Here is a 25,610-nt window from a genome sequence, read left to right as displayed (position 1 = left end):
TCCTTTTGTTCAGGGGTCATAGCCGCTCCTCCTACGAATGCAGTTCACACTTCTGTTGACGCTCTACCTATTATCCTCTCTTGATAGTAGTTTTACAAAACCGGGATGCTCCCTATGAATTTTGGCTCTGATAAAATCAACCTGGTATTAGATTAATCAGGAAAATATTATTTATGCCTTATCAACAAATTGAGGAATTGCCAGATTCTGTAAGAAATCATCTACCCAAACACGCCCAAGAAATTTTCTTGGCAGCATTTAATAATGCTAACAAAGAGTACAAAGAGGAAGAAACTGCCTTTAAAGTCGCTTGGAGTGCCGTAAAGCGAGACTATGAAAAAGGAGAAGATGGTAACTGGCACAAGAAGCCAGAATAGAAAGAGATGTGAAAGCGATCGCTACCACTAATTTAGTATAAAAATATTAGCTGTGTGGCATATTTGGATAAATTTATACACCAAAAAGATTGACTTTGACTAACAGCAGTCGCCTACCACCACAAACCGATCTGCCTCTTTCACGCAGGCTGAGCTTGCCAACAATGTAGGATCTACTTAGCGAAGATCCAAAGGAACCGGGTTTGCCTGACGAATATCACGGATATCAGCCGCCACTATATAAGACAAACTTTCCAGCCTACTAACAGCGATCGCATCCTCATCTCCTGAAGCGCGATCGCTCTCTTTAATTGATATTGACATCACAACAAAATCCCCCAAATTTACCTTCTCTTTTTAAGGGAGTAAATATGGGGGATCAAAATAATGAAATTGCGATTAGCGGATTGGCGGACAGGGAACGGGTGGGAACCCTCCCGCCTCAATCACGAAATCATCGAAATCCTCATCTTTTCCAGGTTGGGGTAGCCCTGCATCATCCCAAGCGATGCGAACGCCAGTAATTTCTTCGTTCGTGCCACCATCCAAACGGCCATTAAACGCAGCTGCTAAGTTGGTGGTGGATCTGACACTGCGGCGAGTTTGACCTGTAGGGCTAACAGATTCCAGGTAGAAAGCATACCGGGTGTTCGCCTTAAAAGTATATTCGCTAAGTCGATTTTGTACAGCGCCCCCATCAACTGTCCCCAGAAAATCGATTGGCGTGCCAATATTATTTTGACCGGGAGAGGAAGGCTGAGGCTGTCCGCTTCCGAAGCCGTCATAGGGTTTGACTTCCTGAAACAGCACTGTCTGTTCACCCGTATCTAAATTGACAACGCCAAGCGTTGATAGATAAGCTCCGTGGGACTCTTTGAATTCAAATTCAACCGTAGTATCCACCGGGAACTGGACAGCTTCATTTCCAAACACATCCTCAGCGTGAACGGGCGTTGCCACGCCCACAAACCCAACCGCGATCGCTCCTAGTAGCCACTTGAACGCGGCGGTTCTACCGTTTTTACGCTTCATCTGCCTCATCGTATTCTTGCTCCTGCTCACACTAGAATGACTGTGCAACTGACAACCCAACCTCTACCAAGTCCGCAAACCGGAACTGGCTCTGGAAATGTCTTTTTGCTGCAAAGTAGTTCTCAAGTTTTCTACTTCTGCCCTTAACTGCTCTAGCCGCTGACACGCCTGGGGAACAGAGGGTGGTGTTTGAGGCTGTCGCGTAAACCGGCGGCTAGTGGGAGTTTGTTGTGTCAGAGCAGATCCGCAGGCTTGAAAGGCTGCTTGTGACTCCTGGTTAAGCCGAGTAATATTTGCGGTTAGTTCAGGATCTAACTTGTCATCAGTATCAAATACGGGTGCCGTGTTGTTCCAGATATTAGTTCCCGTGATGTCAGAATAACTACGGTCGGCTCTAGCAGGCGCAGCAATACCCAGCGCCGCAATTGATAACCCAACAACCCAACCCAGAGATTTTATGGTGTGCATTTGGCGTACTCCTTAAAACTTCAATGCTGTCCCAACACCTAATACAAACCGAGAGCCATCACCCGCACCTGCAATGTCGCGCAAGGCTGGAGTAATCACAAAAGGAAAGTTTTTGAAGGGAGCGATGGAAAGACCCAATGCTAAGTCCTGTCCAGTCCATTCCGCAATCAAACTAACAGGTCGAACAACTCGAACTGCTAAATTTCCAAACACGTTGATATTGTTTTGACCGGCATCAACCGCACCGTTGGAACGGAACTGTCCATCACCAACACCAACCGTAACAGCAACGCGACTGAAAGCATTATTGAGAGATTCTCGTGTTCGGAATACTTTGGTAACAACTCCATATTTGGATTGTTCAAAGTCGTTGCGACCAATATTTAGAAAGCCATTCCAGCCTAATGCTGCTGAGACATCTCCCCCAAATCGACGATGCAACTTACCATTAAAACCACCTTCGCCAAAGCTGTCATTTGTAGCTAAAGCGTAAGATAGTTCTACCCCCACCGCTTTATCCGCATTGCCTAAGCCGATGCCTATCCCCGCAGCCCCTACAGAACCGCTATCTTCTCGCACGCTGGGTTGATAGGTGCCACTGATAAAGGCGGTGTTTCTATCTGCACCATAGCCAACTGGGATATAGATACTGAGGGCTGGCGAAGATTCAAATTCCTCGATGGGTGCTGGCAACGCTAGCGGCGCAACAGGTTCCGGACTCGGACAGCGTTGTGTAGCCTGTGTTGTCAATCCTTGAGCGACTTGATAAGTTGCAGATTCATTCCTTTGGGAGGCACAGCTATTCCCGGCTTTCGGTTCCGTTGCCATTAACTGGCTAGCTTGTGCCGTTGACGAGTTAGCGATCGCCTCATCTGGACGGAGTGCCTCAGCCTTGGATGTAAATACACCTCCACTGGGTATCATTCGTTCATTTACAGCCGCTTCGTTAACAGTTTCCCCGTTTCGGAAGGAAGCTAAATCAGAAGCTTTCCTGGCGGATTCAGGCTGGTTAACATCAGAACCTGTTGATGAGTCTGTGAGGATGTTATTGGGGGGAAGCGCCGCAGCTTCAGAGATTTCTGCCAAATCGGTTTGGGGGGCGGCTGTCAATGCTGGAAGTTGCCTTGCAGCTAATTCTGGGGCATTTTGAGAAGGCAGCGGAAATTCCTGCCTGGGTGCCAATCCTGGCTCTTGTTGCACTTCTGGGATAGCGATCGCTGTCATACTCCTGGGAGTGACCACCGGGGTGACAACACTCCCCTCATCGGTCACGGCTTCCTGGTGAGAACCAGAACCTTCATAACTCGGACTTTCACTTGCTTGGGCTATCATCCCTCCAGCCACAAAAGCAGCTAAAGTACAAACAGCAACACTAGGAAAACGCATAAATTAAGCCCTACTAAACTCACACCGCTCTGATCGAGAAGTTGGTCTTCCCACATAGTTGAATAGATACTTATACAGAGTTGGGCGCGTTTATCCGCAGCAATAAGGATGCAAATTTTGCCTGGATCTAAGTAAAAATCTTCGCTTCAAATTCCGATCTTCTATCCACAAACCGAAGCGTTACCTCTTTTCAGCGATGCTTCACCGATATAAACTAGCCATGTCGCTATCCGTATTTACGACATGATAGTTTTCCTCGCCCTACTAGCTTTCTACGTCGCCTGGAACTTGGGAGCAAACGACGTTGCTAACTCAATGGGAACGTCAGTAGGGTCAAAAGCTGTCACGCTGCGGCAAGCATTGATAATTGCTGGTATTTTAGAATTCACAGGTGCGGTGTTGTTCGGTCGTGCGGTATCTGAAACACTGGCGACGGGAGTTGTAAAGCCGGAAGTGTTCGCTGATGCACCCCAGATTTTACTAATCGGGATGGTTTCGGTGCTAATAACCTGTGGTTTGTGGCTGCAATTTGCCACAAGTAAAGGCTTGCCAGTAGCGTCATCTCATGCTGTAGTAGGCGCGATCGCAGGCTTTAGTTGGGTAGCCGTTGGTGTTGGTGCTATAGACTGGTCATCAATCGGGTTAATTTCCTTCGCTTGGGTAATAACGCCTGTGGTGAGTGGCGCGATCGCCGCCTTGTTCTACAGCGTGGTAAAACGTTGGATACTCGATCAACCCAATCCCCTATTTCAACTACGCGAGTGGATTCCCTGGTTGAGTGCGACGCTTTTAGGAATCTTTGGCACAATCGTTCTACCGCCAGTCAGTAAACCTATAGACACTCTACTTACAAACAGATTCGGGATAAATCTTCCCACTCACGATATCCCCCTCTTAATAGGCGCGATCGCTACCTTTTCCCTCACCTGGTACAGTTGGCGACAATTAGATAGTGGCGGCTGGGAAGAAGAAAAGTCTCAATTCCCCAATCCTCTGGAACAACAAATGGCGCGGTTTCAGCTACTGAGTGCTTGCTTCGTCGCCTTTGCTCACGGTTCCAATGATGTCGGGAATGCGATCGCTCCCTTAGCTGCGATCGCCTACATCAATCGTACAGGTTCCGTTCCCGTAAATGGCTTCAGCGTTCCCCTATGGATTTTGGTACTCGGCGGCGCTGGTATCGTTGCAGGTCTTGCGGTTTGGGGTAAAAAAGTTATAGCTACCATTGGCGAAGGAATCATTCCCCTACAGCCCAGTAGCGGCTTCTGCGCCGAACTCGCCACCGCCACCACCATCTTAGTTGCCTCCCGCTTCGGCTTACCCGTCTCCACCTCCCACGCCCTTGTTGGCGCTGTAGTTGGCATTGGCGCGATTCAAAGCTGGAAGTCTATCCGCTTCCAAACCCTGCAATCTATAGCTCTCGCTTGGGTGATTACCCTTCCCATTAGTGCTGGTCTAGGAGCGGTAATCTTTTTGGGGTTGCGTCTGGTAGCGACTTAAGTGTTGCGTCTCTTAAAGCTGAATTTTGAACTAAACTGCTCGCATCCTATACTAATAGCAAACAAATAACGCACCTAACCCATAGGCAAAATCCGACTTTTGAGAGAAATTTACAATACTTTTAAGAGTATTTTGACAAAATAATGGGAATAATAAATAAAACTATAAGCAGACAAAGTTACAAACAAGCTTCCTTATAGCCAACAGCATCGAGGTTATACGCTAATGGTGCAACTGGACAACGATCAACCTGAAAAGTATGGCAAAGGGGATTCCACAGCCGCCGAAAACCTCCTGAGAGCAATGATTCAGGAACTTGAAAATTTACAGCAAAACCTCATCGTCCAGTTGAATCAAGACGTTGAGCGGCTACAAGCTGAAAAATCCCGCTTAATCGCTGAGATTGACAATTTGCAAACTCAGCGTCAGCAATTGCCATCTTCACTACAAGACCCTCCATCCCAGGAACAAGGCGCACAGCAGCAATATTTAGTCAGTCAACTCACCCAAGCGCTGGCAGAGCATCTACAAGAGATATTGATGCAGCGGCTGTCTCACCAAAGCGGTAGCTCCTATCGACCTCTGAGCGGCTCTGCTGGTGACAATTTGTCCCCTTCGCCGAACGAATACAACGAGAGTGCTTATCGCATACTTGCATCCTTGGATACAACGCTGAGGACGACCTTTAAAACGCTGCAACAAGACATCAGCAGCTATCAAAGTTCCTTCTCCCAGCAACTGTCCCGGATGCACAGCTTAGAGCAACAAGGAGAGGCGATCTTAGAGGCTCTTGTCAATCGTCTGAACGACCAACTCAAACTACAAGCGACTGCGCTGCCATTAATCCAGCCATCAGACCGAGAGAATGTAACCGAACCTGAACGCGATCGCCAACGCCTGCCAGAAGCTAGTCCTATCCCATTACAGATTCCGGCTACCCCGTTACCACTTTCCCGCCAACCTAAACCAACTTCCCAAAACCAACTCGGTTTACTGCTGGTATTAATTTCTACCGTGGCGTTGTCCATTCATAACGTTGTTGTTCAGGTCGTCGGTAGAGAAAGCAACATTCTTGGCGCGTTCCTCTTCGGAGGATTCATCAAGCTGAATTTGGGCAACTCGCTGTTAATTTTGTGGCTCCGCATGATAGTAGTGTTGCCACTGATGGCAATATTCGCCACAGGACTCTATCCCAACGTTTGGAGGGATATCAGGAAGTTTTTATTCGACCCAAACCGTCGAGGACTGCTGACGGTTGTAGGGAGTGGCTTCTTCCTGTTTTTGTCCCAGGTGCTAATTTATATCGCCATCTCGCAAATTGGGCCTGGGGTTGCGGTGACGATTCTGTTTATGTATCCTCTTGTCACTGTCCCGCTAGCGTGGCTATTTTTTGGCGATCGCCCGACTCTCCTCCGCGTCGGAGTGATGATTGCTATTTCTGTGGGTGTTATCCTCGCTGCATTTCCTAAAATCTTTCCGGCGGGTGGTTCTGGAGTGCCGGGTATTTCCCCGGTGGGAGTTGGCACAGCCGCAGTTTCAGGTATAGCCTTTGCTTTATACCTGATTTTCATGCAGCTCGGCTTTAAAAGGCTTCATCCCGTACCCGTCAGCTTAATTCAGTTCTCAACCATCTTTGTCCTCTCTAGCCTCAGCTTAATGTTGCCGTTACCAGGAAATTTCGCTGTCCAGCTTATCCCAGATCGGCGATTTGGTTTGATAATCGGCGGCGTGGTATTGGGTATCTTGACTCTGATAGGCTACCTGTTGAACAACTTTGGAGTGCGCTTCTTGGGTGCAGCAAGAGCCTCAATCGTCGCTTCTAGCGGCCCAGTGCTGACGGCTGTTTTGGCATTTGTCATTATTCCCAGCGCTCAGAATGCGTTGCAGCCAATATCAATTACGGGAATATTACTGGTTACATTAGGAGTATTTGCCCTAAGTTTTGAACGGCTACTGGTTCAGAATAAACCGCAGCAACCTGCCAAATAAATACAAAAATTCTAATTAGTAGGGTGGGCAATGCTCACCCTTTTTTATTAGGAGGATATGAAGTTGCGCGTTAACCAATACGGTTCGGGTAGAGCTGAAAACAACAAATTTCGCATAGGTTGAGTTGAGGCACTGACGGGGTGACAACCCCGTCAAAAGCAAGCGTGAGAGCGCTCCTTGAGCCAACTTGCGGTAAAAAAAGATGGGGTCACTCTTGTCAAAACGCCCCATCTGTTGAAAATGTTTCCTCAATTTTACCAAATCCACCTGCAACGACAATTAAAGAACACCGAATACCTAACTCTAAAAATTTTGGTATATCTCTTGCAATCTCAAAAACAAGTGAGCATTGAGTTGTTAGCGACCTTAATGCCTTATCCTATTCAGTTTGAGAGCCGGAGGCGGAGTTTACAAAGATTCTTAAAATTACCTTGCCTGGAAATTGATACTTTATGGTTCCCGCTAATTCAAGAAATTTTAAAGGCAAAAGTTCCGCAAAACCAACAACTTAAAATAACTATTGACCGCACGCAGTGGCGAGATAAAAACGTTTTTGTAATTAGTCTGATTTGGGACAAGCGAGCTATCCCATTATACTGGCAACTGTTGGACCAAAAGGGGAGTAGTAATATTGAAGAGCAAAAATCTTTAATCAAACCTGTTTTAGAACTATTCAAAGATTACGAAATTATCATTTTAGGCGACCGCGAATTTGGTAGCGTTAAGCTGGGAAGCTGGCTTGGTGAGGAACAAGTGAAGTTTGTTTTTAGGGTAAAACAAGAGCGTTATATCCAGCAAGAAGATAAAGAATATACTCGTCTATCAGAGTTAGGATTATTGCCCGGAACTAACTTTTTCCTCCCTAATGTTAAAGTCACGAAACAAAAAGGGTTTGGGAAGTTTAATATTGCAGGTTATTGGCGACGTAAATATCGGGGTAAGGTTGAAGATCAGGGTTGGTATCTCTTAACTAATTTAGGCAGTTCACAAGAAGCGATTGCTGCTTTCAAATGCCGCAGTGGGATTGAAGCTATGTTCAAAGATTGTAAGACAGGCGGTTATAATTTAGAGAAGAGCCACGCTAATAATCACCGATTAAAAAACTTAATTTTCTTAATTGCTCTGGCTTACACTTGTGCTGTGTTTCAAGGGCAAAAAATTAAGCGTATGGGAATACAAAAATATATTGGTCGGCTCACCGAATCGAAGCGCTCAGAGCGCCGACACAGTAGTTTTTGGATTGGATTGTATGGTCAATCTTGGGTAGTTGGAATGGAGTTTTGCCAAGATATTGTTAATGAATTAATGGCAATAAGACGCAACAAGCTGCCATTTTTTCAGAGAGGTTTGAGAGCTATGTCCTTGGTTTTACGCATGTTTTGACGGGGTTGTCACCCCCTCAGGTTGAGGCACGAAACCCAACTACAATTATTTTTAAGCCAGAAGTATTGGCAGCTAACCCTTACCGTTATTATCTACGTCTTGTATTATTGGTTCTTCTAAAGGTGACGGAGCTACTATTCGCAGGTTGAGATCAACTATTATATTATTTCTCTCAAGACTTATATTTGCTTTATTTATTATGAATTTTACTTGTAAGCGATCGCTTATTTGAGATTCTATAGACGGTTGAGATTTATATCCTGCTTCCTCAAGCCATTCATTAATATTTCTCCAGTTTTCTATCTTTTCATCACATTTGCTCACCAAGTTTTTTACATATTGGTATAAAGTATTACTCAAGTCAACTCCAACTCCCTTGACGTTCTTATTCAGCTTTTGCGCTATTTCAGTAGGACTATAACCGCAAAGCAATCCCCGCAGGTGTAGCTTTTCAACTAGTGTCAGACGCTTTCCCTTAGCAGATGCCAAGTCTGTATAGAGCGTCTCTAAATCCCAGTCATTTCCAGCAGAGGCGAACTGCGCGTCAGTAGATGCCATAGTAGCAATTACTTATTAGTATTTTTCCTAACCTTATCCTAACCTGATTCCTAATACTTATTAGTTCTCGATTAAAAATTACGAAGTTAGTTTAAAAAAGAACAGATTTGCAAGATATATCAGCGTGAAATTACGGAGATAAAACTTGCGGGGTTGCGATCTCAACAGTTAACCGCCTTCTGTCTTGTCACTTGGTAAATCCTGTTAAGAATTGCCAATTAATACCATTTAGGAGTATTTAATGCCTTCATTGTACCCAGGTCAGAAAGCCAATGAACTTGCAAAGACTGCTCAAGAACGCTACGAAAGTGCTGTCAAAGAGTTGAAAAAACAGGAAGAAGCAACCAACAAATTAGCAGAAGAATACGGACAACTCCAACTAGAAGTTATAAAAGATACCATAGGACGCTTTATAATCTTTCTTGAAAGCACTGGTAGGAAGGCTTCGGAAAGCGAAAAGCGGCTTTTAGAAGGGATGGATTTTTCAATTCAGCAGCTTAAGGAATATAAAGTAGCAGCTATCGGAGCAGAAAAGTATTTGCTGGGAGGAGTCCAAGCCGCGGGAGCAGCAGCAGCAGGATATGGCGGTGCATTAAGTGTTGCTACTTCTATCGGAGCAGCCAGCACAGGAACAGCCATTTCCAGCCTTAGCGGAGCAGCAGCTACGAATGCAACGTTAGCATGGTTTGGCGGTGGAGCGATCGCGGCCGGTGGCGGCGGTATGGCTCTGGGTACTGTTGTGCTTGGTGGTATTACTGTTTTACCAGCTTTAGCGATTGGTGGCTTTTTTGCAGCTCGTGAAGGTGAGAAAGCCATGACAAAGGCACGGGAACACGAGGCGAAGGTAAACAAAGCGATCGCTGAAATTAATCTTGCTAAAGATGTCGCTCAAAAAGTAAAAAAGCGAATTACTGAATTACATAATGTATTACTATCTGTTGACACTTGCGCTATTGCCAGTCTCAACGAACTTGAATCCCAACCTTTTGATTCCAAGCGGGATGGCGAAAAGTTTCAACAAATAGCAATTCTAATGGAAGCACTTGTAGCAATTTTAAAAACTCCTGTCCTAAACAGTGAAGGAAAGCTTAACCTTGGCACTGTCACCATCCTCGAAAAATACCGCAATCTACCAGGTAAATAGAAATGACAGCTAAGAAAGTTCCTGTAGAAGTCTTGGGTGTAGGTGCAGATGCTTCTCAATGCTTCCACGCTGTTGTTGAAGCTTACAAAGAATACAAGATAGTTGCAGAACAAGAGCGGACTAAACGGCGTGGTATCGAAGCCTGGGAAAAAACAACAATTGCCCAGATTCAAGCTCAGCGCGACGTTCTGATAACGTATCTTAATCGCTCGTTTGATGAACGTGCTGATAACTTTCGATTTCTGTTTGAAAAAGTCGATCGAGCAATAGAAGAGGGCGATAACACCCAATTAACTTTAGCTCTGCATTCAATCACGGAAATAGCAAAGTCTAGCCCCTTCAAAGACCTCGCTGATTTAACATCAGTAAGAGCAGCGCTCGACGATCCAGACCATGAATGGACGTTTTAATCTGCTATTCAAGTGTAAGCGATCGCGTCCTTCTCCTCTAGTCAAATTGCAGCGCGATCGCTCTTACCCCAACGTCAACACTCCCGCCGCAAAATCAACCACCAATCGCTTTGTCTGGAGCCAATAGACACCTAAGAGAATGACTGGAAGTTCATCTCCACCCAGCACTTCAGTTGTGAACTCCTCTCCATCTATCAGCACATTTCCCTGATATAGATTAAACCGTGCTTCTCCCCGTGCTGTATCCCTATACTCGTTGTTACTTTCAATAAACCACCCAAGACTTTCAGCATCTTGATTGTCAATTGCTAACCAGCCAGTGAAACCTGTATCCAGAAGAGCCTTAACTGGAATAACATCACCATCAGCTGCAATTAAATCAATTTCAAAGATTAACTCTCCCTTACTGTTAAACTCACCTGAAATCATATTCTGCCACAAGTTCCTGTTTCATTGATTCGCATGATCAGGCGGATCGTATCACCAAATTTATCGCGAGCTTTTTGTTTTGCAATTGTTTTGTCTGAATCGACGACATAATCCCCACTGTTTGGCTCTATGATAATAAACCAGTCGTAATGCTCTTTGATTAGCTCAGGTTGAACGCGGTCAAAAATCGCGCGACAACGCTTCACAAAAGCTTCATTTTCAGCTTTTCGTTTGGCTTGTTTTTCTGGAGATAGTTGGCGTTCTGGAAATACCCTGCCAAGACGCGGAGTGTGGTTATTAGATAGTTGGGCCATGTGATACTCTTCTTGTTTAATATTAATAGGTTAATTTTGATTATAAGGTTATTTGATGGCAAGGCGATCGCATATTATTTCTCTACATGAATTTGCAAGTGATCGCTTATTACGTAGATAGAAAAATTATTAAAAGTACAATCAAATATTCCATACAAAGAGGTGTACAGAAACTGAAAGTTTTTGTACACCTTTTATAGGATAGATTGTAAAACGGAGAGGGTGGGATTCGAACCCACGTTAAGTTGCCCTAAACAGCATTTCCAGTGCTGCGCCTTCAACCACTCGGCCACCTCTCCAGGGGATTTATTATTTTTGAGTTTAGCAGCTTTAAGCTGCGATTTTTAATAATACACTATTTTTATGACAAATTACCATACGATTCGGATACATCATCGCCAGAAGGGTACTTATCACGAGCTGCAAGTGCCGGAAGACCGCTATATTCTCAGCTTCGCGGAGCAGCAGGGCGTGGAGTTGCCTTTTTCTTGTCGCAATGGAGCTTGTACTGCCTGCGCCGTGCGCGTGCTTTCTGGGGAAATCCATCAGCCGGAGGCTATGGGGCTTTCTCCGGAACTGCGCGACAAGGGTTATTCTCTTTTGTGTGTAAGTTATCCTAGATCCGATCTGGAGGTGGAAACGCAGGATGAGGATGAAGTCTACGAACTCCAGTTTGGGCGCTATTTTGGCAGAGGCAAAGTCCGCGTCGGCTTACCTCTGGATGAAGAATAGAATCACGCAAAAGGTAAAAGAAAAGTTTTTTTTCTTTTACCTTTTACCTTTGCTTGCTTGCCTTATGTTAGCGGGTTGCCAAGTGAAAGAAATCCCGACAGGAGTAGCAGTTAAGGTGGAGCGGGTCATCAGCGGGCAAACCCTGGAGGTAGTGGACACCAGCAAGCCATCAGCGTTGATTGAGAGGGTGCGGTTGCTGGGAATTGAGGCACCGGATATGAAACAGCAGCCTTGGGGAACGGCGGCGCAAGACAAGCTGAAGCAGCTGATTGGCGGGCAAATCGTTTTGTTAGAGTCGGAGGGGTCAACCAAAGATCAGTTTGAGCGCACCTTGGCTTATGTATGGAAAGATGGGATGTTGGTGAATGAGCAGCTGGTGGTAGAAGGGTATGTGTATGTACCGCGAAGTATTAACAACAAGTACGAGCAAAGGCTAACCAATGCCCAAGAATTCGCCCGACTTATGGGAAAAGGCATTTGGAACCCGGAAAAACCCATGCGCTTGACCCCAACTGAGTTTCGTCGGCAAAATCGGTAATGGCTAATGGCTAGTTCAACAGCCATTGGCCATTAGCTATTACCCACTAGCTATTAGCCAAAAACCCAAACAAATGAGCAACTATACCCCCGACCAATTACAAATTTTCTTAGATATTGCTACTGAGGCGGCGCTAGCTGGCGGTGCCGTATTGCAAGCCTACTGGGGCAATTTAGAAGCAGTTCAAGAAAAAGGGCGACCAGGCGACCTGGTGACAGAAGCCGATAAAGCTGCTGAAACGGCAATTTTGGCGGTGATTACTCGCCATTTTCCCCAACATCAAATCTTGGCCGAAGAATCTGGTCAACTGGGAGATACAACCAGTGAATATCTCTGGGCAATTGACCCGCTTGATGGCACAACAAATTATGCTCATCAGTATCCTTTTTTCTCTTCTTCCGTGGGATTACTAATTGACGGAATTCCCCAAGTTGGTGCCATTTACGATCCGTTTCATAATGAGTTGTTTCGCGCTGCTAAAGGGTTAGGATCAACTTGCAATCGTCGGCCTATTCGAGTTTCCAAGACCGACCAGTTAAGCAAGAGTCTGCTTGTCAGTGGCTTTGCCTATGACCGACAGGAGACTATTGATAATAATTACGCTGAGTTTTGTCACCTGACTCATCTTACTCAGGGCGTAAGGCGTAGCGGTTCTGCATCCATCGATCTCGCTCATGTTGCCTGTGGACGGGTGGATGGTTACTGGGAAAGGGGTCTACAACCTTGGGATGTGGCAGCGGGGATAGTAATTGTGGAGGAATCTGGTGGTAAATTGACTGCCTACGATGGTAGCCCGTTAGTTATTAGTTCAGGTCGAATTTTGGCAACAAATAGTTATATTCATTCTTCACTCAGTCAAGAACTTTCGCAAGTTACTCCCTTAAGTGGATGGGAAAGTGCGGGAAATCAGTTAACTCGGTAAGCAAAGTCACACATGGTTTAATGAAGGGAAGTAAACTAGAAGAATTATTTGGCTTTGATGGTGGGATAGCGGGCTATGTCATTTCGCATCGAACGTGGACTTTTTAAGTTAGATTTTATCGACCACCACGCAGTTTTAGGGGTGCCAGTGGATGCGGGGGTCAATGACATCCGCAAACGATATCTCAAAATTGCTCGTAGCTTACATCCAGATAGTTGCAAATCGGAAAACCCAGCCGAAAAACAGTATGCAAGCCAGCTGTTGTCAAAGTTGGTAAATCCTGCCTATGAACAACTTTCTGCTGAGCGTAGTCGGGCAGAATATGTTGTGATGCTAGGGCGTATGGGTAAGCGCTTGGCTGGAGAATCGGCTAATATCCAACCCCAAAGTGAAATTGCCCAGAAATTAGCTGCTGCTGGTGGGGATTTAGACCACAGCTACAAAACTGCACTGCAAAATCTGGCACAAAAGCAGTATGAATCGCTGGGTCAAGTCAAGGAAGCGATCGCGCAAATCAGCGAACTCAATATGGTTTATCTGAGGCGCAAAGAAAGCAAAGGTGAGGGTGTTAAAGCCGGGACGCAGCCAGCCAAAACAGTAGTAAACCCAACGCCCACGACGAACACAGCAACGACTTCCACCCCTGGAAATGCTGGTGCTGCATCTGGGAAAGCAACCGGGACTGCAACTGGAACTTCAATAGTAGATCCATTTTGCCGTCGCGCTGAAGACTTGATCAGTAAAAACCAGTTTGCTAAGGCAGAGATAGAATTGCGGGAAGCTCTAAAAATGGAGCCAAATAATAGCCGCTGTCACAGCTTATTAGGGATGGTTTATTTAAAGCAAGATCCGCCGAAGGTGACAATGGCTAAAGTGCATATCACCCAAGCTTTGAAATTAAACCCCCAAGACCCGATGGCGCAGGAGGTCAAGCAAACACTAGAGAAGCTGACGCAAAAAACTGCGGGTAGCAAGACAACGACACAATCCAAGCCATCAGGGAGTAAACCAGATCAGGGCAAGCCAGAGGATAAATCAGGCGGCTTTTTTGGTATGTTTGGTAAAAAAAAGTAAATTAGAGACTGGGAATTGGGGATTGGGGATTAGGGATTAGAGATTGGGAAGCTTTGAATATTCTTCGCCTAGTAAAGAGTCCCCAGTCCCCAGTCCCCAGTCCTCAGTACAACCAGTCCCTATTCCCGAATTTAACAATGGTTTATCAACCCCCATCAGGCGCGAGAGATTTACTGCCCCTCGATGTCGCACAAAAACGCTGGATTGAACATCGGTTGCAGCAGGTGTATCATCGGTGGGGCTATCACCGGATTATCACCTCGACTCTGGAACGGTTGGATACGTTGATGGCAGGTGGAGCTATCCAACGCTCGACGGTAATCCAGATACAGGATGCTGAGGAGGGAACGCTGGGACTGCGCCCAGAGTTGACGGCTTCTATTGCTCGTGCATCTGTGACGCGCATGGCTGGTGTCGCCTATCCGCAACGTCTTTACTACAACGCTAATGTGTTTCGGCGATCGCTTGGAGGAAATTACGGGCGCAGAGAGGAGTTTTACCAGGCGGGAGTAGAACTGTTGGGGTCTGGGGGCGTGTTGGCAGATGCAGAAGTGCTGCTGTTGCTGCGCGACTGCATGAATTGTCTGGGTTTGAGTCAGTGGCGCGTGGTGTTGGGAGAAGCAGGTTTGACGCGATCGCTTCTTTCCCCATTTCCCGCCGAGCTGCAAGATAAAGTAAGACGCGCGATCGCTCATCTCGACCGCATCACCCTGGAAACTCTGCCTCTGTCGCCAGAATTGCGCCAAAGAGCTTTATTTCTCTTTGAACTGCGCGGACACCCAGCTGAAGTGCTACAACGAGTTTCAACCCTTGACTTAGCTGCATCTGAGCGAGATATAGTCAATAATCTCAAATCGCTGGTTGAACTGCTTGCTGACTCAAACTTTCCCCTAACTCTGGATCTCAGCTTGATCCAAACCTTTGATTATTACACGGGCATTGTGTTTGAAATCACCAGCGACACAGACGCGCCAGCACGAATTTTGGGACAAGGCGGGCGTTACGACGAATTGCTAGGACTATATCATCCTCAGGGAAAAACTTTTCCCAGTATTGGGTTTGCGCTCAATATTGAAGATTTATACCAAGTTTTGCTTTCGCGCCCCGGAATGCCCCGCCAAACGCCTGCAAATGATTGGTTGGTCGTCCCTGAGACACCAAAAGCATACATGGCAGCTTTCGCCTATGCCCAAACTCTCAGAGATTCTACTCATCTGGTGCGGGTGGAGATGGAATTAGGAGAGCGAAGCAAGGAAGATTTGCGAGAATATGCCCGTAGCCGTCGCATAAGTCACATTGCGTGGGTAAAAGCTCAGGGTGCTGCTGAAATTGAAGCGGTAAGGTAGATTTTAAACGCTCTAGTACGCAAAGGTAAGCTCAGAGGTGGCGCTGTCGCGCCGCTTCGCTAACGTAGAAAGTTTTCTCTTTTGCTAACCTTTGCGTTTTAAAAAGCTGTTTTGATTAAAGGACTTTGGTAGGCTATAGACAGCAGTCTGTCCATTCTAAGAAAGAGAACACCGTGCCGCATACTATTGTTACTAATATCTGTGAAGGCGTTGCTGATTGTGTCGATGCCTGTCCAGTCGCCTGTATTCACGAAGGCCCCAGTAAGAATACTAAGGGTACTGACTGGTATTGGATTGATTTTGCCACTTGCATTGACTGCGGTATTTGCCTACAGGTATGCCCAGTAGAAGGAGCAATTGTTCCAGAAGAACGCCCTGATTTGCAAAAAACACCGTAATATTGCTAATGGCTAATTGCTAATTATTTTAAAGCCATTAGCCACTAGCCATCCTGACCTTAGCCAATTTTCCAATGATTAATGAACCTTTATTAGAAGTTGAAAATGTCCACGCTGGATATGTCAAAGATTTAGATATCCTGCAAGGTATAAATTTCAAGATTTATCCCGGTGAATTGGTCGCCGTAATTGGCCCTAATGGTGCTGGAAAATCAACTCTGGCAAAAACTATCTTTGGGCTATTAACTCCCCATAAAGGGAAAATTACTTTTAATGGTGAGAATATTGCTGGCTTAAGGTCGGATCAAATTGTTCAGCGGGGGATGTGCTATGTACCTCAAATTTCTAATGTTTTCTCCTCGCTGACGGTGGAAGAAAATCTAGAGATGGGTGCGTTTATTCGTAATGTCCCTTTGCCACCTCTGAAAGATAAAATATTTTCTATGTTTCCCGTACTAGCTAATCGTCGTCGTCAGCGTGCGGGAACTCTCTCTGGAGGAGAAAGGCAGATGTTGGCGATGGGAAAGGCTTTGATGTTAGATCCCAGTTTGTTGCTTTTGGATGAGCCTTCCGCCGCTTTGTCTCCCCTACTCGTAAACAATGTTTTTGAGCAGATTCAACTTATCAATCAAACGGGTAAAGCAATTGTGTTGGTAGAGCAGAATGCCCGAAAAGCTCTGGCGATGGCACACCGGGGTTATGTGTTGGATACTGGACGCGATCGCTTCTCAGGCCCCGGTACAGAATTATTAAATGACCCCAAGGTGGGAGAACTTTATCTAGGTGCGGGTAAAGCTCATTAAATTACGTATATTCCAGTCTGGGGATATACAAACGTAATTCGCTTTGGCGGATTTTTAGGCGAGATTTTTTTGTATTAAAGGCTATACAAATTTTGCTTTGCAAGGTATATTTATATAATGGGAATCTGTGCGCTCATATATACCAATTTTTAGATTAGCAAATACACTACTTTGTTATCTAAGTCTAGCCAAATCTATTGTTTGTCACCTTTTTCGCAGGCAAAAGTCCTAAAAATCTTTTTTCCTAGTTACGACCATTTTTGACAGAATATTGACAACCACATTCTGAATAAGTCGCCCAGGAATCAAAAATGTTATCTTGGTTGTCTATAACTACATATTTCTAAAGGCGCGATCGCATTTCTAATCTGTGTACCTAGGATTAGTTTGCCTAACTCCGCCTAAAGTCACACTTTAGGCGTTTTAGTTTCTAGATTCTACTTATGGAGCTAAGCGGATTCGAACCGCTGACCCCCTCAATGCCATTGAGGTGCTCTACCAACTGAGCTATAACCCCGTGAGGTGCTTTATTATTATGCCTGAAATTCTGGTAAGTAGTCAAGTTGTTTCGGAAAGACTTTTAATAAAATGAGCAGGGGTGCTGAGCAATATTGTTGATATACCCCATGTAGCTGTTCATCAAGAAATATACGACTAACATGGCAGCAGCAGACAACGCCACCAAAGTTCCAGCCAGCATCAGAGAAAATTCCTGTTGGTCGAAGGCTTCCTGCATCAGGTGCAGCGACCATGCCACTAAAGCAACATCAAAAATTAAAATACCTATCAACATTTTTTAAGTTTCGTAACACTTCATTTATTCTAATATATACAAATGAACAGATTGATGCTACAAATCGATCGCTTCCTCTCCCTGAGGGCAGAGTTTGCACTGCTATTACATACGCACTGGTACTTGATTCTCTGCTAAGTAAGTTTTAATTTCTGATACAGTGAGTTCTCCGTAGTGTAACAGGGAAGCAAGAAGAGCAGCTTCCGCTTTACCTTCGGTTACGGCATCATAAATATGGCTGCAATTTCCCGCCCCGCCGGAGGCAATAACTGGAATTTGAACTTGGTTGGCAATAGTGCGCGTCAAGTCCAAGTCATATCCAGCCTTGGTTCCATCAGCATCCATACTGGTGACGAGTAGTTCACCTGCGCCGCGTTGCTCGACTTCCTTCCCCCAAGCGATCGCATCTATTCCAGTATTTTCTCGCCCACCGCGCACGTAAACATCCCAACCGGGATTAACTGGGTCTTGTCGCCGCCGTGCATCAATTGCTACAACAATACACTGATTGCCAAAGCGATCGCTTGCCCGGTTAATAAACTCTGGCTCTCGTACCGCCGCCGAATTTATGCTGACTTTATCCGCTCCTGCCCTTAACAATTGTTTAATAGTCTCTAAGGATTGAATTCCCCCACCTACCGTTAGGGGGATAAACACCTGCTCAGCAGTGCGGTATACGACATCAAAAATAATGTCGCGTTCTTCGTGAGAAGCCGTAATATCCAGAAACACCAACTCATCTGCACCCGCATCGTTATAAGCTTGTGCCAGTTCCACCGGATCGCCTGCATCTTGGAGGTTAACAAAATTAACACCTTTGACAACTCGCCCCGCTTTCACATCTAAGCAAGGCAGTATTCTTTTTGCCAGCATGACAATCCCCTACAGAATGTAATCATAATGAGAGCCTATCTAATGTAAACCTTTTGTGTCTTCCTGCTTAAGTGGTTTTTTTACAACAAATTTTTAATCATGGCGATAATTTCTTCTAAACAACAGTCTCAAGAACCCGAAAAGCAACCTAAACGCTCTCGCGAGTCATCTGGTAGCTATAAATCCCCCAAAGCACCGCCAGAAGAGATTTTGCAGCCAACAGCGATGCTAGACGAAACCGAGAAGCAGGAAGAAGGGTTACGACCAGGGCGACTAGCAGATTATATCGGGCAAAAAGACCTCAAGGCAGTTCTAGAGATTGCCATCGAAGCGGCGAAAGGTAGAGGTGAGACGATGGATCACTTACTGCTGTATGGCCCCCCAGGTTTGGGGAAAACAACCATGTCGCTGATTTTGGCGACGGAGATGGGCAGCAGTTGTAAAATTACCTCAGCACCAGCTTTGGAGCGTCCCCGCGATATTGTGGGGATACTAATGAGTCTGAAGCCGGGAGATATTATATTTATTGACGAAATCCATCGATTGAGCCGGATGACAGAGGAATTGCTTTATCCGGCGATGGAGGACTTCCGGTTAGATATAACGATTGGTAAGGGTCAAACCGCTAAAACTCGCAGCTTACCCCTACCGCCATTTACTCTAGTGGGAGCAACGACGCGGGTGGGATCGCTGTCTTCGCCGTTGCGCGATCGCTTTGGGTTAATCCAACGGTTACGCTTTTATGAGTTGGATGAACTGATTTTAATTGTGCAGCGTACTGCCGAACTTCTGCAAGCTCCGGTTACGCCTGATGGTGCTGAAGAAATTGCTCGTCGCAGCCGTGGAACTCCCCGAATTGCCAATCGCCTTCTTAAACGGGTGCGAGATTTTGCTCAGGTAAAGAAGCTTGGAGAAATTACGCAGCCTGTTGCGGTAGAAGCGTTGGAAGTCTTCGGTGTAGATCCGATGGGTTTGGATTGGGCGGATCGTTTGATGCTGGGAGTAATGATAGAACAGTTTAATGGGGGGCCAGTGGGTTTGGAAGCGATCGCTGCCGCAACTGGCGAAGATTCCCAAACAATTGAAGATGTTTATGAACCATATTTGTTGCAAATTGGTTATTTGCATCGAACGCCTCGCGGTCGCGTTGCTACTCCAAACGCTCGCAAGCATTTAGGGTATGAGTAGTCCTTAGCAATGGACAATGGTATTTAAGAGATTGGGGAGGCTCTGCCTCGCTTCAAGGAGATTTACAAGGGAAAATAATTTATGATGCGTCTGATTCTAGCTTTATTGAGTGTTCTGCTGATTTTTGTCTCCTCTGGGTGGGTGAATGTCCCGACAGCGATCGCGCAAGAACAATCTTCCACTTATACTGAGGCTCAGTTACAGGAAGGAGATGAGCTGGCGGCTAAAGCTTTTACCGCTACGAATGCAGGCGACTTTGCTACGGCTGAAGGGTATTGGACACAACTGATTGAGCGATTTCCCGACAATCCGGCTATCTGGAGTAATCGGGGAAATTCTAAGATCAGCCAAAATAAATTGCAAGATGCGATCGCAGACTTTAATAAATCTATTGAAATCGCTCCGAATGCACCAGACCCGTTTCTAAATCGCGGTACTGCTTTGGAAGGGTTAGGACAGTGGGAAGATGCGATCGTTGATTACAATCGAGTCTTGGAAATTGATCCCAACGATGCAATGGCATACAATAATCGCGGAAATGCCAAAGCAGGACAGGAACACTGGGAAGAGGCGATCGCAGATTATCAGAAAGCCGCCGATTTAGCGCCAAATTTTGCTTTTGCCAGAGCTAATTATGCGATCGCTCTTTATCAAACAGGTCAAAAAGACGAAGCGATTCGCACTATGAAGAATATAGTCCGCAAGTATCCGCAATTTCCGGATATGCGTGCTGCTCTGACAGCTGCTCTCTGGGAACAGGGAAAGCGAGGTGAAGCGGAGAGTAACTGGGTGGCGACTGTCGGACTTGATTCTCGCTACAAAGATTTAAATTGGGTGAAGAATGTTCGCCGCTGGTCTCCGGCGATGGTAGCAGCTTTGGAGAAGTTCCTGAAACTGCAATAAAGAAACCCGGTTTCTTTTACGAAACCGAGTTTCCTACTTTCGGTATAGAGCTTCGGTATAGCCAAGCATCGCTTTTAATGCTATTTTAGCAGCGCGCTCGGTATTTATCTTAGCAGGTCTGAGGCGCAATTGGTTGTCAACAACCTGGTTCGAGAGATACTTGGCTCAATTGGTTCCAGGTTTTGGCACCCACAATTCCATCTGCAACTAAGTGATGGTCTTGTTGGAAGGCTTTTACAGCTGCGTCTGTGCGAGAGCCAAATATGCCGTCTATCAAAAACTGGTCATAGTAGCCATTGCAAGTTAGAACCCGCTGTAGCATTCTAATAGCCAGTCCAGATTGGCCTAGACGCAGAGTGGGTAGATCGATAGTGGTAGTTGCTTGATTGTTGATGGGTTGAGACTGTTGTGTGGATGGCATGGATTGTTGCTCGTTGAAACTTTTCTACACTACCAATCTACTTAGAGCGATCGCGTTTCCCCACCGCCCATCCTGGTGAAAATGCGATCGCCCATTTGGGTTAGCCCTATCTGTAGAGACTCCGGAAACGTCTCTACAAAAGTTAACCGATACCCTCGATGACGGGATGGAAGTAGAAGGCAAACCCCAAAACAACATAAGCCGCTAACAGCAGCGTACCTTCTAGCCAATTCGAGCGACCATCGGAACTAATCGAATTAGCAATCAACACAGACACAGCCACAGCTACCAACTCAAAGGGATTAAAATCCAAATCCATCGGTTTATGCAGTATCCAGCCTGCCAAAACCAAGACTGGAGCCACAAACAAGGCAATTTGCAAACTTGATCCCAGCGCCACGGATACGGAAAGATCCATTTTGTTTTTCATTGCCACGGTGACTGCTGTCGCGTGTTCAGCAGCATTGCCAATAATAGGAACCAAGATCACCCCTGTAAACAGCGCCGTTAACCCTAGTTGGGAAGTCGCTTCTTCCAGAGTGCTTACGAGTAATTCTGACTCTACAGCCACTAGCAGCGTCGCGCCTAATAGCACCCCAACCCACAACGGCAGGTTAACTTTGTGTTCCGGGGATTCTTCGGCTAGATTTGCCTCGGCTAACTCAACTAAATCCTGCTCAGCCAAAGCCACATCGTAGAGATAGGCGTGGGTTTTCATGGAAAATAGCAGCGTCAACCCGTACACGGCAATTAACACTACAGCGACAGCTACCGAAAGTCGCTGGATGGTGGCTTCATCGATCCCAGTAGAGGTATAGTCCATCGCTGTTGGCAGCAGCAGCGCAATTACTGCCAAGTTCATCGAGGAAGCATTCACCCGTGCCACAATCGGCTGAAATTCCTGCTCTTTGTAGCGTAAGCCCCCTAAGAGCATGGAAAAGCCCATAACTAGCAGCAAGTTCCCGATGATAGAGCCTGTGATACTGGCTTTGACAACATCCACCAGCCCCGCATTCAGAGCAACTAGGGCGATAATCAGTTCGGTAGCGTTGCCAAAAGTGGCGTTTAACAAACCTCCTAGTGAGGGGCCAAGCACTACAGCAATTTCTTCTGTGGCTGTCCCCATCCAAGCGGCGAGGGGAATGATGCCTAAGCAGGCTGTGATGAAGATTAGCGCCGATCCCCACTCCAGAAAGTGACCTGCAATGGAGACGGGAATAAACAGCAAGAGGATAGATAAGATTGTGTTGAGAGACAGCATCTAAGGATTTTGGATTTTGGATTTTGGAGTGATTTTAGGGGAGATTAATTCTTCCCCCAACATTGCGTGATTTTGGAGCGATTTTAGGGAAGCCGGAGAAACTTCGCCGCCGATGATTGGCAAGGTGCCATCTTACAGGCTTTGCTTAGTTCGGTAAAATCGACTTTTGATCAAAGTCTCGTGTCTAGGATACTCGGTTGTTAAGCGTTCTGGGTTTTTGGCGGCTGGGCCTGTAACGGAATATAACTTTAGATGCAGGATTCCTTAAGAAAAATCAATTTAATATTCAATTACATGAATTTACTGCTCAAGGAATAGCGTTGTTGCGGTTGAATCATGTAAGTTGCAAGTTACACCCAAAGCTTTTCCAATTCATTCGCTGATCCTCCCATGAGGGGAACGCAAGTTGCTCATCGGTACGAGCGATCGCTATTTTCGGGTGGCTAATAACAGCTAAAGGGAGCTAAACGGAAAAAGCCAGCCCTCGATAGCTAAGGTTGTCTATCTTAGTGAGCCAATAATTGCTCAATAATCTTAAGTCTTTTACAAATTGGATGCGATCCCATGACTTCTGCTGCTGATATTCCAGCTTCAATGTATGCTGCCCAGGAGACAGTAGCCTTAGAAGCTACTGATCCCCTGAAAACTGCTAATGGCGTTTATGTGACTGTCCACGGTCATTTTTACCAACCGCCCCGCGAAAATCCTTATCTAGATGCTATTGAACGACAGCCGAGTGCGGCTCCTTTCCACGACTGGAACGAACGGATTCACCACGAATGCTATCGCCCGAATGCCTTTGCCAGAGTCTTGAATGAGCGCGGCGAACTCGTGGAGATTGTTAATAACTATGAGTATTTAAGCTTTAATATTGGCCCAACGCTGATGTCGTGGCTGGAACGCTACGACGTGGAAGTTTATCAGCGGATTGTGGAAGCGGATCGCAAAAGTTGCGATCGCCTCAACGGTCACGGAAATGCGATCGCGCAAGTCTACAATCACATCATTATGCCCCTCGCCAACGAGCGAGACAAACAGACTCAAATCCGCTGGGGTAAAGAAGATTTCCGCTCTCGCTTCGGGCGCGATCCCGAAGGAATGTGGTTAGCGGAAACTGCTGTAGACTATGCAACCCTAGAAGCATTAGTCGCTGAGGGGATCAAGTTTATTGTTTTAGCACCCTCGCAAGCTGAACGTTGTCGCTTGATCCCCACCGACGAGCAACCAGTAACTCAATGGCTGGAAGTCGGCGGCTCTCAAATCGATCCCACCCGTCCTTACCGCTGTTACCTGACAGGGAATAGGGGATTGGGAATCGGGGACTGGGAACTGGGGGATCATCTTCCCTCCCCAACCACCGATCCCCAATCCCTCCCCTACATCGATATCTTTTTCTACGATGGCCCGATATCGCGGGATATGGGATTTAACGATGTACTCGGTTGGGCGGGTACGTTTGCTGGACGCATCGGTTCAGCGGTGCGCGGCGATCATCGCCAGTCGCAATTAATTTCTGTAGCTACAGATGGCGAAACCTTTGGACACCACAAAGGCGGTACGGAGAAAACCTTAGCTTTTGCCTTTACCCACGAACTTCCCCGGCGCGGCTGGACTGTCACCAACTATGCCCATTACCTAAGCTTGAATACCCCTAAATGGGAGGTGGAACTTAAGCCTGTGACGGCTTGGAGTTGCGCTCACGGGGTAAATCGCTGGCAGGATGACTGCGGTTGCGGCGGCGAAGGCGGTGTTTGGCACCAAAAATGGCGTCGTCCCCTGCGGACTGCTCTCGATTGGCTGCGGGATCAGCTGGCTAAAGTTTATGAGGAGCATGGAAAGCAGGTTTTCCGTGATCCCTGGCAAGCGCGGGATGAATATATCCAAGTAATACGCGATCGCTCACCTGCCAATGTCGAAAAATTCCTCACCCGCCACCGTTCGCGCAAACTTACCGCCGCTGAACAGGTAGATGCCCTGCGCCTGTTGGAAATGCAGCGCCACAGCTTGTTAATGTACACCAGTTGCGGTTGGTTTTTTGAAGAACTTTCTCGACCCGAAGGAACGCAGATTCTCCGCTACGCTTCGCGTGCATTGGAACTGGCGGGAGATGTCTCCGGTATCCAGCTAGAAAAACCATTTATCAAGCGTCTCTCCCAAGCTGCTAGTAATGTTGAATTGTTCAAGCACGGTGCCGAAGTCTACCGCCAGCTAGTCGTAACTGCCCAGATTACTATGGAGCAAGTGGCGGCGCACTATGCCATCAGTTCTCTGTTTACGACTTATCCCGCGCAACAGCGGATTTACTGCTACGATGCCCATCAGTTAGATTACCAATTGCAACGCATGGGATCGCTGACTCTGGCTGTAGGGCAGCTGCGGCTGGTTTCAGAGATTACCTGGGAAAGCACTCATTTAGTCTTTGCAGTTCTCCATCTGGGCGGTTGGGATTTCCACTGCTGCATTCAACCATTTGCAGGTCGTCGTACTTACAGCCATCTCAAAGAGAAGCTGTTTACATCGCTACAAGAAGCTAGTGCGGCTCACGCTATCCTGGCTATGAGCCAATTGTTTAACGGTCACTCGTTCAACTTGCAGAAGTTGTTTCCAGAGGAGCGTCACCGGATTATGCGGCTGTTAAGTCACAACACTCTGACTCGGCTAGATCAGTTATATACACAGGTTTACCGAGATAATTACGGTGTTCTGATGGCTTTCCATCGCGACGGGTTGCCTGTACCGCAAGAGTTGCAGGTAGCGGCAGAAGTGGCGATTTCTAACCGCGCCGCGATCGCACTCCAGGCGCTGGAGCAAGAAAACGGCGATCCCCAACAAAGTTTGAGTTACCTGGCAGAACTAGAAGCGATCGCCACCGAAGCTAATCATCTGCGCTGTCGTCTGAATATACCAGATGCAAAGCCAACTCTAGAGCAGTTGATATTGCGATCGCTTTGGCAAATCTTGCACGACTCTAACCCAGCTACTCTGTCGGCAGATGTCCAACGTTTAGAGCGCACGATTGAAGTTGCCAATAAACTCAACTTGGGTTTATCTATGTTCCGAGCGCAGGAGCTATACTTCAACTGTCTGCACAATCAAATTGTGCCTCAGTTGTCATCAGAAACTAACTCAGATTCGCCGCATCTACATCAGTTGCTACGGCTGGGTCAAAAGTTAGCTGTTGATGTCAGCGCTTGGTTGTAAAAAGGTTTTCATGTAAAAGTAGAGACGTTTAATTAAACGTCTCTACTTTTTAATTAACGTGAGTTCGGGATAAAAAAGGGCGGAGCAGATACGCTGAAAGTGCTGAGTTCTCAAGTATCTACCCGCCCATGCTTAGTTTAGAAGCTTTGTTTTGTCACGTCGATGAT

At 46.4% G+C, this 25,610-nt stretch carries 27 protein-coding genes and 2 tRNA genes; 16 read left to right on the top strand and 13 right to left on the bottom strand.

What is annotated here, in order from left to right; translation table 11 throughout:
* Positions 1-173: 173 nt before the first annotated feature.
* Positions 174-377: a ChaB family protein gene (locus H6F63_RS17490; protein WP_190638818.1), complete on the top strand. Its 204-nt coding sequence runs from the start codon at positions 174-176 to the stop codon at positions 375-377.
* A 177-nt stretch (positions 378-554) separates the two neighbouring features.
* Here the strand turns inward: H6F63_RS17490 and H6F63_RS17485 are convergent, their stop codons facing one another.
* From H6F63_RS17485 to H6F63_RS17470, 4 genes are all read right to left on the bottom strand, one after another.
* A complete protein-coding gene (locus H6F63_RS17485) occupies positions 555-701 on the bottom strand; it encodes a hypothetical protein (RefSeq protein ID WP_190638817.1) in 147 nt (48 codons plus the stop codon).
* Positions 702-776: 75 nt separating this feature from the next.
* On the bottom strand, positions 777-1,418 hold the full coding sequence (locus H6F63_RS17480) for a hypothetical protein (RefSeq protein WP_190638816.1): 642 nt from the start codon (positions 1,416-1,418) through the stop codon (positions 777-779).
* A gap of 54 nt (positions 1,419-1,472) precedes the next feature.
* Complete coding sequence (locus H6F63_RS17475; RefSeq protein WP_190638815.1) at positions 1,473-1,877, bottom strand: hypothetical protein; 405 nt, start codon at positions 1,875-1,877, stop codon at positions 1,473-1,475.
* A gap of 12 nt (positions 1,878-1,889) precedes the next feature.
* Positions 1,890-3,263, bottom strand: a complete 1,374-nt coding sequence (locus tag H6F63_RS17470) for a hypothetical protein (protein ID WP_190638814.1) — start codon at positions 3,261-3,263, stop codon at positions 1,890-1,892.
* A gap of 243 nt (positions 3,264-3,506) precedes the next feature.
* On the opposite strand from H6F63_RS17470, the gene H6F63_RS17465 reads away from it, so the two are divergent.
* The 3 genes from H6F63_RS17465 to H6F63_RS17455 all read left to right on the top strand — a co-directional run bounded on the left by H6F63_RS17465 (position 3,507) and on the right by H6F63_RS17455 (position 8,135).
* Positions 3,507-4,763, top strand: a complete 1,257-nt coding sequence (locus H6F63_RS17465; protein WP_190638813.1) for an inorganic phosphate transporter — start codon at positions 3,507-3,509, stop codon at positions 4,761-4,763.
* 225 nt (positions 4,764-4,988) lie between these two features.
* On the top strand, positions 4,989-6,752 hold the full coding sequence (locus H6F63_RS17460; protein WP_190638812.1) for an EamA family transporter: 1,764 nt from the start codon (positions 4,989-4,991) through the stop codon (positions 6,750-6,752).
* Between the two features lie 177 nt (positions 6,753-6,929).
* Complete coding sequence (locus H6F63_RS17455) at positions 6,930-8,135, top strand: IS4 family transposase (RefSeq protein WP_199298105.1); 1,206 nt, start codon at positions 6,930-6,932, stop codon at positions 8,133-8,135.
* Between the two features lie 72 nt (positions 8,136-8,207).
* Here H6F63_RS17455 and H6F63_RS17450 read toward each other — a convergent pair whose 3' ends face one another.
* Positions 8,208-8,693, bottom strand: coding sequence for a helix-turn-helix domain-containing protein (locus tag H6F63_RS17450; RefSeq protein WP_190638811.1), 486 nt, complete (start codon positions 8,691-8,693; stop codon positions 8,208-8,210).
* Between the two features lie 241 nt (positions 8,694-8,934).
* Between H6F63_RS17450 and H6F63_RS17445 the strand changes: the two genes are divergently transcribed.
* Together H6F63_RS17445 and H6F63_RS17440 are read left to right on the top strand one after the other, a co-directional pair.
* A complete protein-coding gene (locus H6F63_RS17445) occupies positions 8,935-9,837 on the top strand; it encodes a hypothetical protein (RefSeq protein WP_190638810.1) in 903 nt (300 codons plus the stop codon).
* 2 nt (positions 9,838-9,839) lie between these two features.
* A complete protein-coding gene (locus H6F63_RS17440; RefSeq protein WP_190638809.1) occupies positions 9,840-10,247 on the top strand; it encodes a hypothetical protein in 408 nt (135 codons plus the stop codon).
* A gap of 63 nt (positions 10,248-10,310) precedes the next feature.
* Here the strand turns inward: H6F63_RS17440 and H6F63_RS17435 are convergent, their stop codons facing one another.
* From H6F63_RS17435 to H6F63_RS17425, 3 genes are all read right to left on the bottom strand, one after another.
* Positions 10,311-10,676, bottom strand: a complete 366-nt coding sequence (locus H6F63_RS17435; RefSeq protein ID WP_190638808.1) for an aspartyl protease — start codon at positions 10,674-10,676, stop codon at positions 10,311-10,313.
* Positions 10,673-10,990: a hypothetical protein gene (locus H6F63_RS17430; protein ID WP_190638807.1), complete on the bottom strand. Its 318-nt coding sequence runs from the start codon at positions 10,988-10,990 to the stop codon at positions 10,673-10,675. Before H6F63_RS17430 ends, H6F63_RS17435 begins: the two co-directional genes overlap by 4 nt.
* A gap of 214 nt (positions 10,991-11,204) precedes the next feature.
* Positions 11,205-11,289: transfer RNA gene (locus H6F63_RS17425), tRNA-Ser, on the bottom strand.
* A 64-nt stretch (positions 11,290-11,353) separates the two neighbouring features.
* On the opposite strand from H6F63_RS17425, the gene H6F63_RS17420 reads away from it, so the two are divergent.
* The 7 genes from H6F63_RS17420 to H6F63_RS17390 all read left to right on the top strand — a co-directional run bounded on the left by H6F63_RS17420 (position 11,354) and on the right by H6F63_RS17390 (position 16,803).
* Positions 11,354-11,722 (top strand): 2Fe-2S iron-sulfur cluster-binding protein, encoded by a 369-nt coding sequence (locus tag H6F63_RS17420; RefSeq protein ID WP_190638806.1) that lies wholly within the window; start codon positions 11,354-11,356, stop codon positions 11,720-11,722.
* 64 nt (positions 11,723-11,786) lie between these two features.
* Positions 11,787-12,260 carry a thermonuclease family protein gene (locus H6F63_RS17415; protein WP_242019876.1) on the top strand — a complete coding sequence of 158 codons (474 nt, stop codon included), beginning with the start codon at positions 11,787-11,789 and terminating at the stop codon, positions 12,258-12,260.
* A gap of 73 nt (positions 12,261-12,333) precedes the next feature.
* The gene (locus tag H6F63_RS17410; RefSeq protein ID WP_190439103.1) at positions 12,334-13,182 is read left to right on the top strand and encodes an inositol monophosphatase family protein; all 849 of its coding nucleotides are present in this window, start codon (positions 12,334-12,336) and stop codon (positions 13,180-13,182) included.
* A gap of 75 nt (positions 13,183-13,257) precedes the next feature.
* Positions 13,258-14,256, top strand: coding sequence for a J domain-containing protein (locus tag H6F63_RS17405; RefSeq protein WP_190638804.1), 999 nt, complete (start codon positions 13,258-13,260; stop codon positions 14,254-14,256).
* 137 nt (positions 14,257-14,393) lie between these two features.
* Complete coding sequence (locus H6F63_RS17400) at positions 14,394-15,602, top strand: ATP phosphoribosyltransferase regulatory subunit (RefSeq protein ID WP_190638803.1); 1,209 nt, start codon at positions 14,394-14,396, stop codon at positions 15,600-15,602.
* Between the two features lie 173 nt (positions 15,603-15,775).
* Positions 15,776-16,000 (top strand): 4Fe-4S dicluster domain-containing protein, encoded by a 225-nt coding sequence (locus tag H6F63_RS17395; protein WP_190425747.1) that lies wholly within the window; start codon positions 15,776-15,778, stop codon positions 15,998-16,000.
* 74 nt (positions 16,001-16,074) lie between these two features.
* Positions 16,075-16,803, top strand: coding sequence for an ABC transporter ATP-binding protein (locus H6F63_RS17390; RefSeq protein WP_190638802.1), 729 nt, complete (start codon positions 16,075-16,077; stop codon positions 16,801-16,803).
* 444 nt (positions 16,804-17,247) lie between these two features.
* On the opposite strand, the gene H6F63_RS17385 is transcribed toward H6F63_RS17390, so the two are convergent.
* The 3 genes from H6F63_RS17385 to hisF form a co-directional block, all read right to left on the bottom strand.
* Positions 17,248-17,320: transfer RNA gene (locus tag H6F63_RS17385), tRNA-Ala, on the bottom strand.
* A 63-nt stretch (positions 17,321-17,383) separates the two neighbouring features.
* Positions 17,384-17,596, bottom strand: coding sequence for a hypothetical protein (locus tag H6F63_RS17380; protein ID WP_190425742.1), 213 nt, complete (start codon positions 17,594-17,596; stop codon positions 17,384-17,386).
* A 105-nt stretch (positions 17,597-17,701) separates the two neighbouring features.
* Positions 17,702-18,469 (bottom strand): imidazole glycerol phosphate synthase subunit HisF, encoded by a 768-nt coding sequence (hisF, locus tag H6F63_RS17375; protein WP_190638801.1) that lies wholly within the window; start codon positions 18,467-18,469, stop codon positions 17,702-17,704.
* 99 nt (positions 18,470-18,568) lie between these two features.
* On the opposite strand from hisF, the gene ruvB reads away from it, so the two are divergent.
* A complete protein-coding gene (gene ruvB, locus H6F63_RS17370) occupies positions 18,569-19,657 on the top strand; it encodes a Holliday junction branch migration DNA helicase RuvB (protein ID WP_190425736.1) in 1,089 nt (362 codons plus the stop codon).
* An 81-nt stretch (positions 19,658-19,738) separates the two neighbouring features.
* Positions 19,739-20,560, top strand: a complete 822-nt coding sequence (locus tag H6F63_RS17365; protein ID WP_190638800.1) for a tetratricopeptide repeat protein — start codon at positions 19,739-19,741, stop codon at positions 20,558-20,560.
* 136 nt (positions 20,561-20,696) lie between these two features.
* Here H6F63_RS17365 and H6F63_RS17360 read toward each other — a convergent pair whose 3' ends face one another.
* Together H6F63_RS17360 and cax are read right to left on the bottom strand one after the other, a co-directional pair.
* A complete protein-coding gene (locus tag H6F63_RS17360; protein WP_190638799.1) occupies positions 20,697-20,981 on the bottom strand; it encodes a peptidoglycan-binding domain-containing protein in 285 nt (94 codons plus the stop codon).
* Between the two features lie 142 nt (positions 20,982-21,123).
* Positions 21,124-22,242, bottom strand: a complete 1,119-nt coding sequence (gene cax / locus H6F63_RS17355; RefSeq protein ID WP_190638798.1) for a calcium/proton exchanger — start codon at positions 22,240-22,242, stop codon at positions 21,124-21,126.
* A 564-nt stretch (positions 22,243-22,806) separates the two neighbouring features.
* Between cax and H6F63_RS17350 the strand changes: the two genes are divergently transcribed.
* Complete coding sequence (locus H6F63_RS17350; RefSeq protein WP_190638797.1) at positions 22,807-25,443, top strand: DUF3536 domain-containing protein; 2,637 nt, start codon at positions 22,807-22,809, stop codon at positions 25,441-25,443.
* Positions 25,444-25,610: the final 167 nt, after the last annotated feature.

It is taken from the genome of Trichocoleus sp. FACHB-40, from assembly GCF_014695915.1.
GTDB classification, from domain to species: Bacteria; Cyanobacteriota; Cyanobacteriia; order Cyanobacteriales; family FACHB-T130; genus Funiculus; species Funiculus sociatus.
Note: the sequence above shows the minus strand (reverse complement) of the source record. Positions and strands in the feature narration are given on the sequence as shown.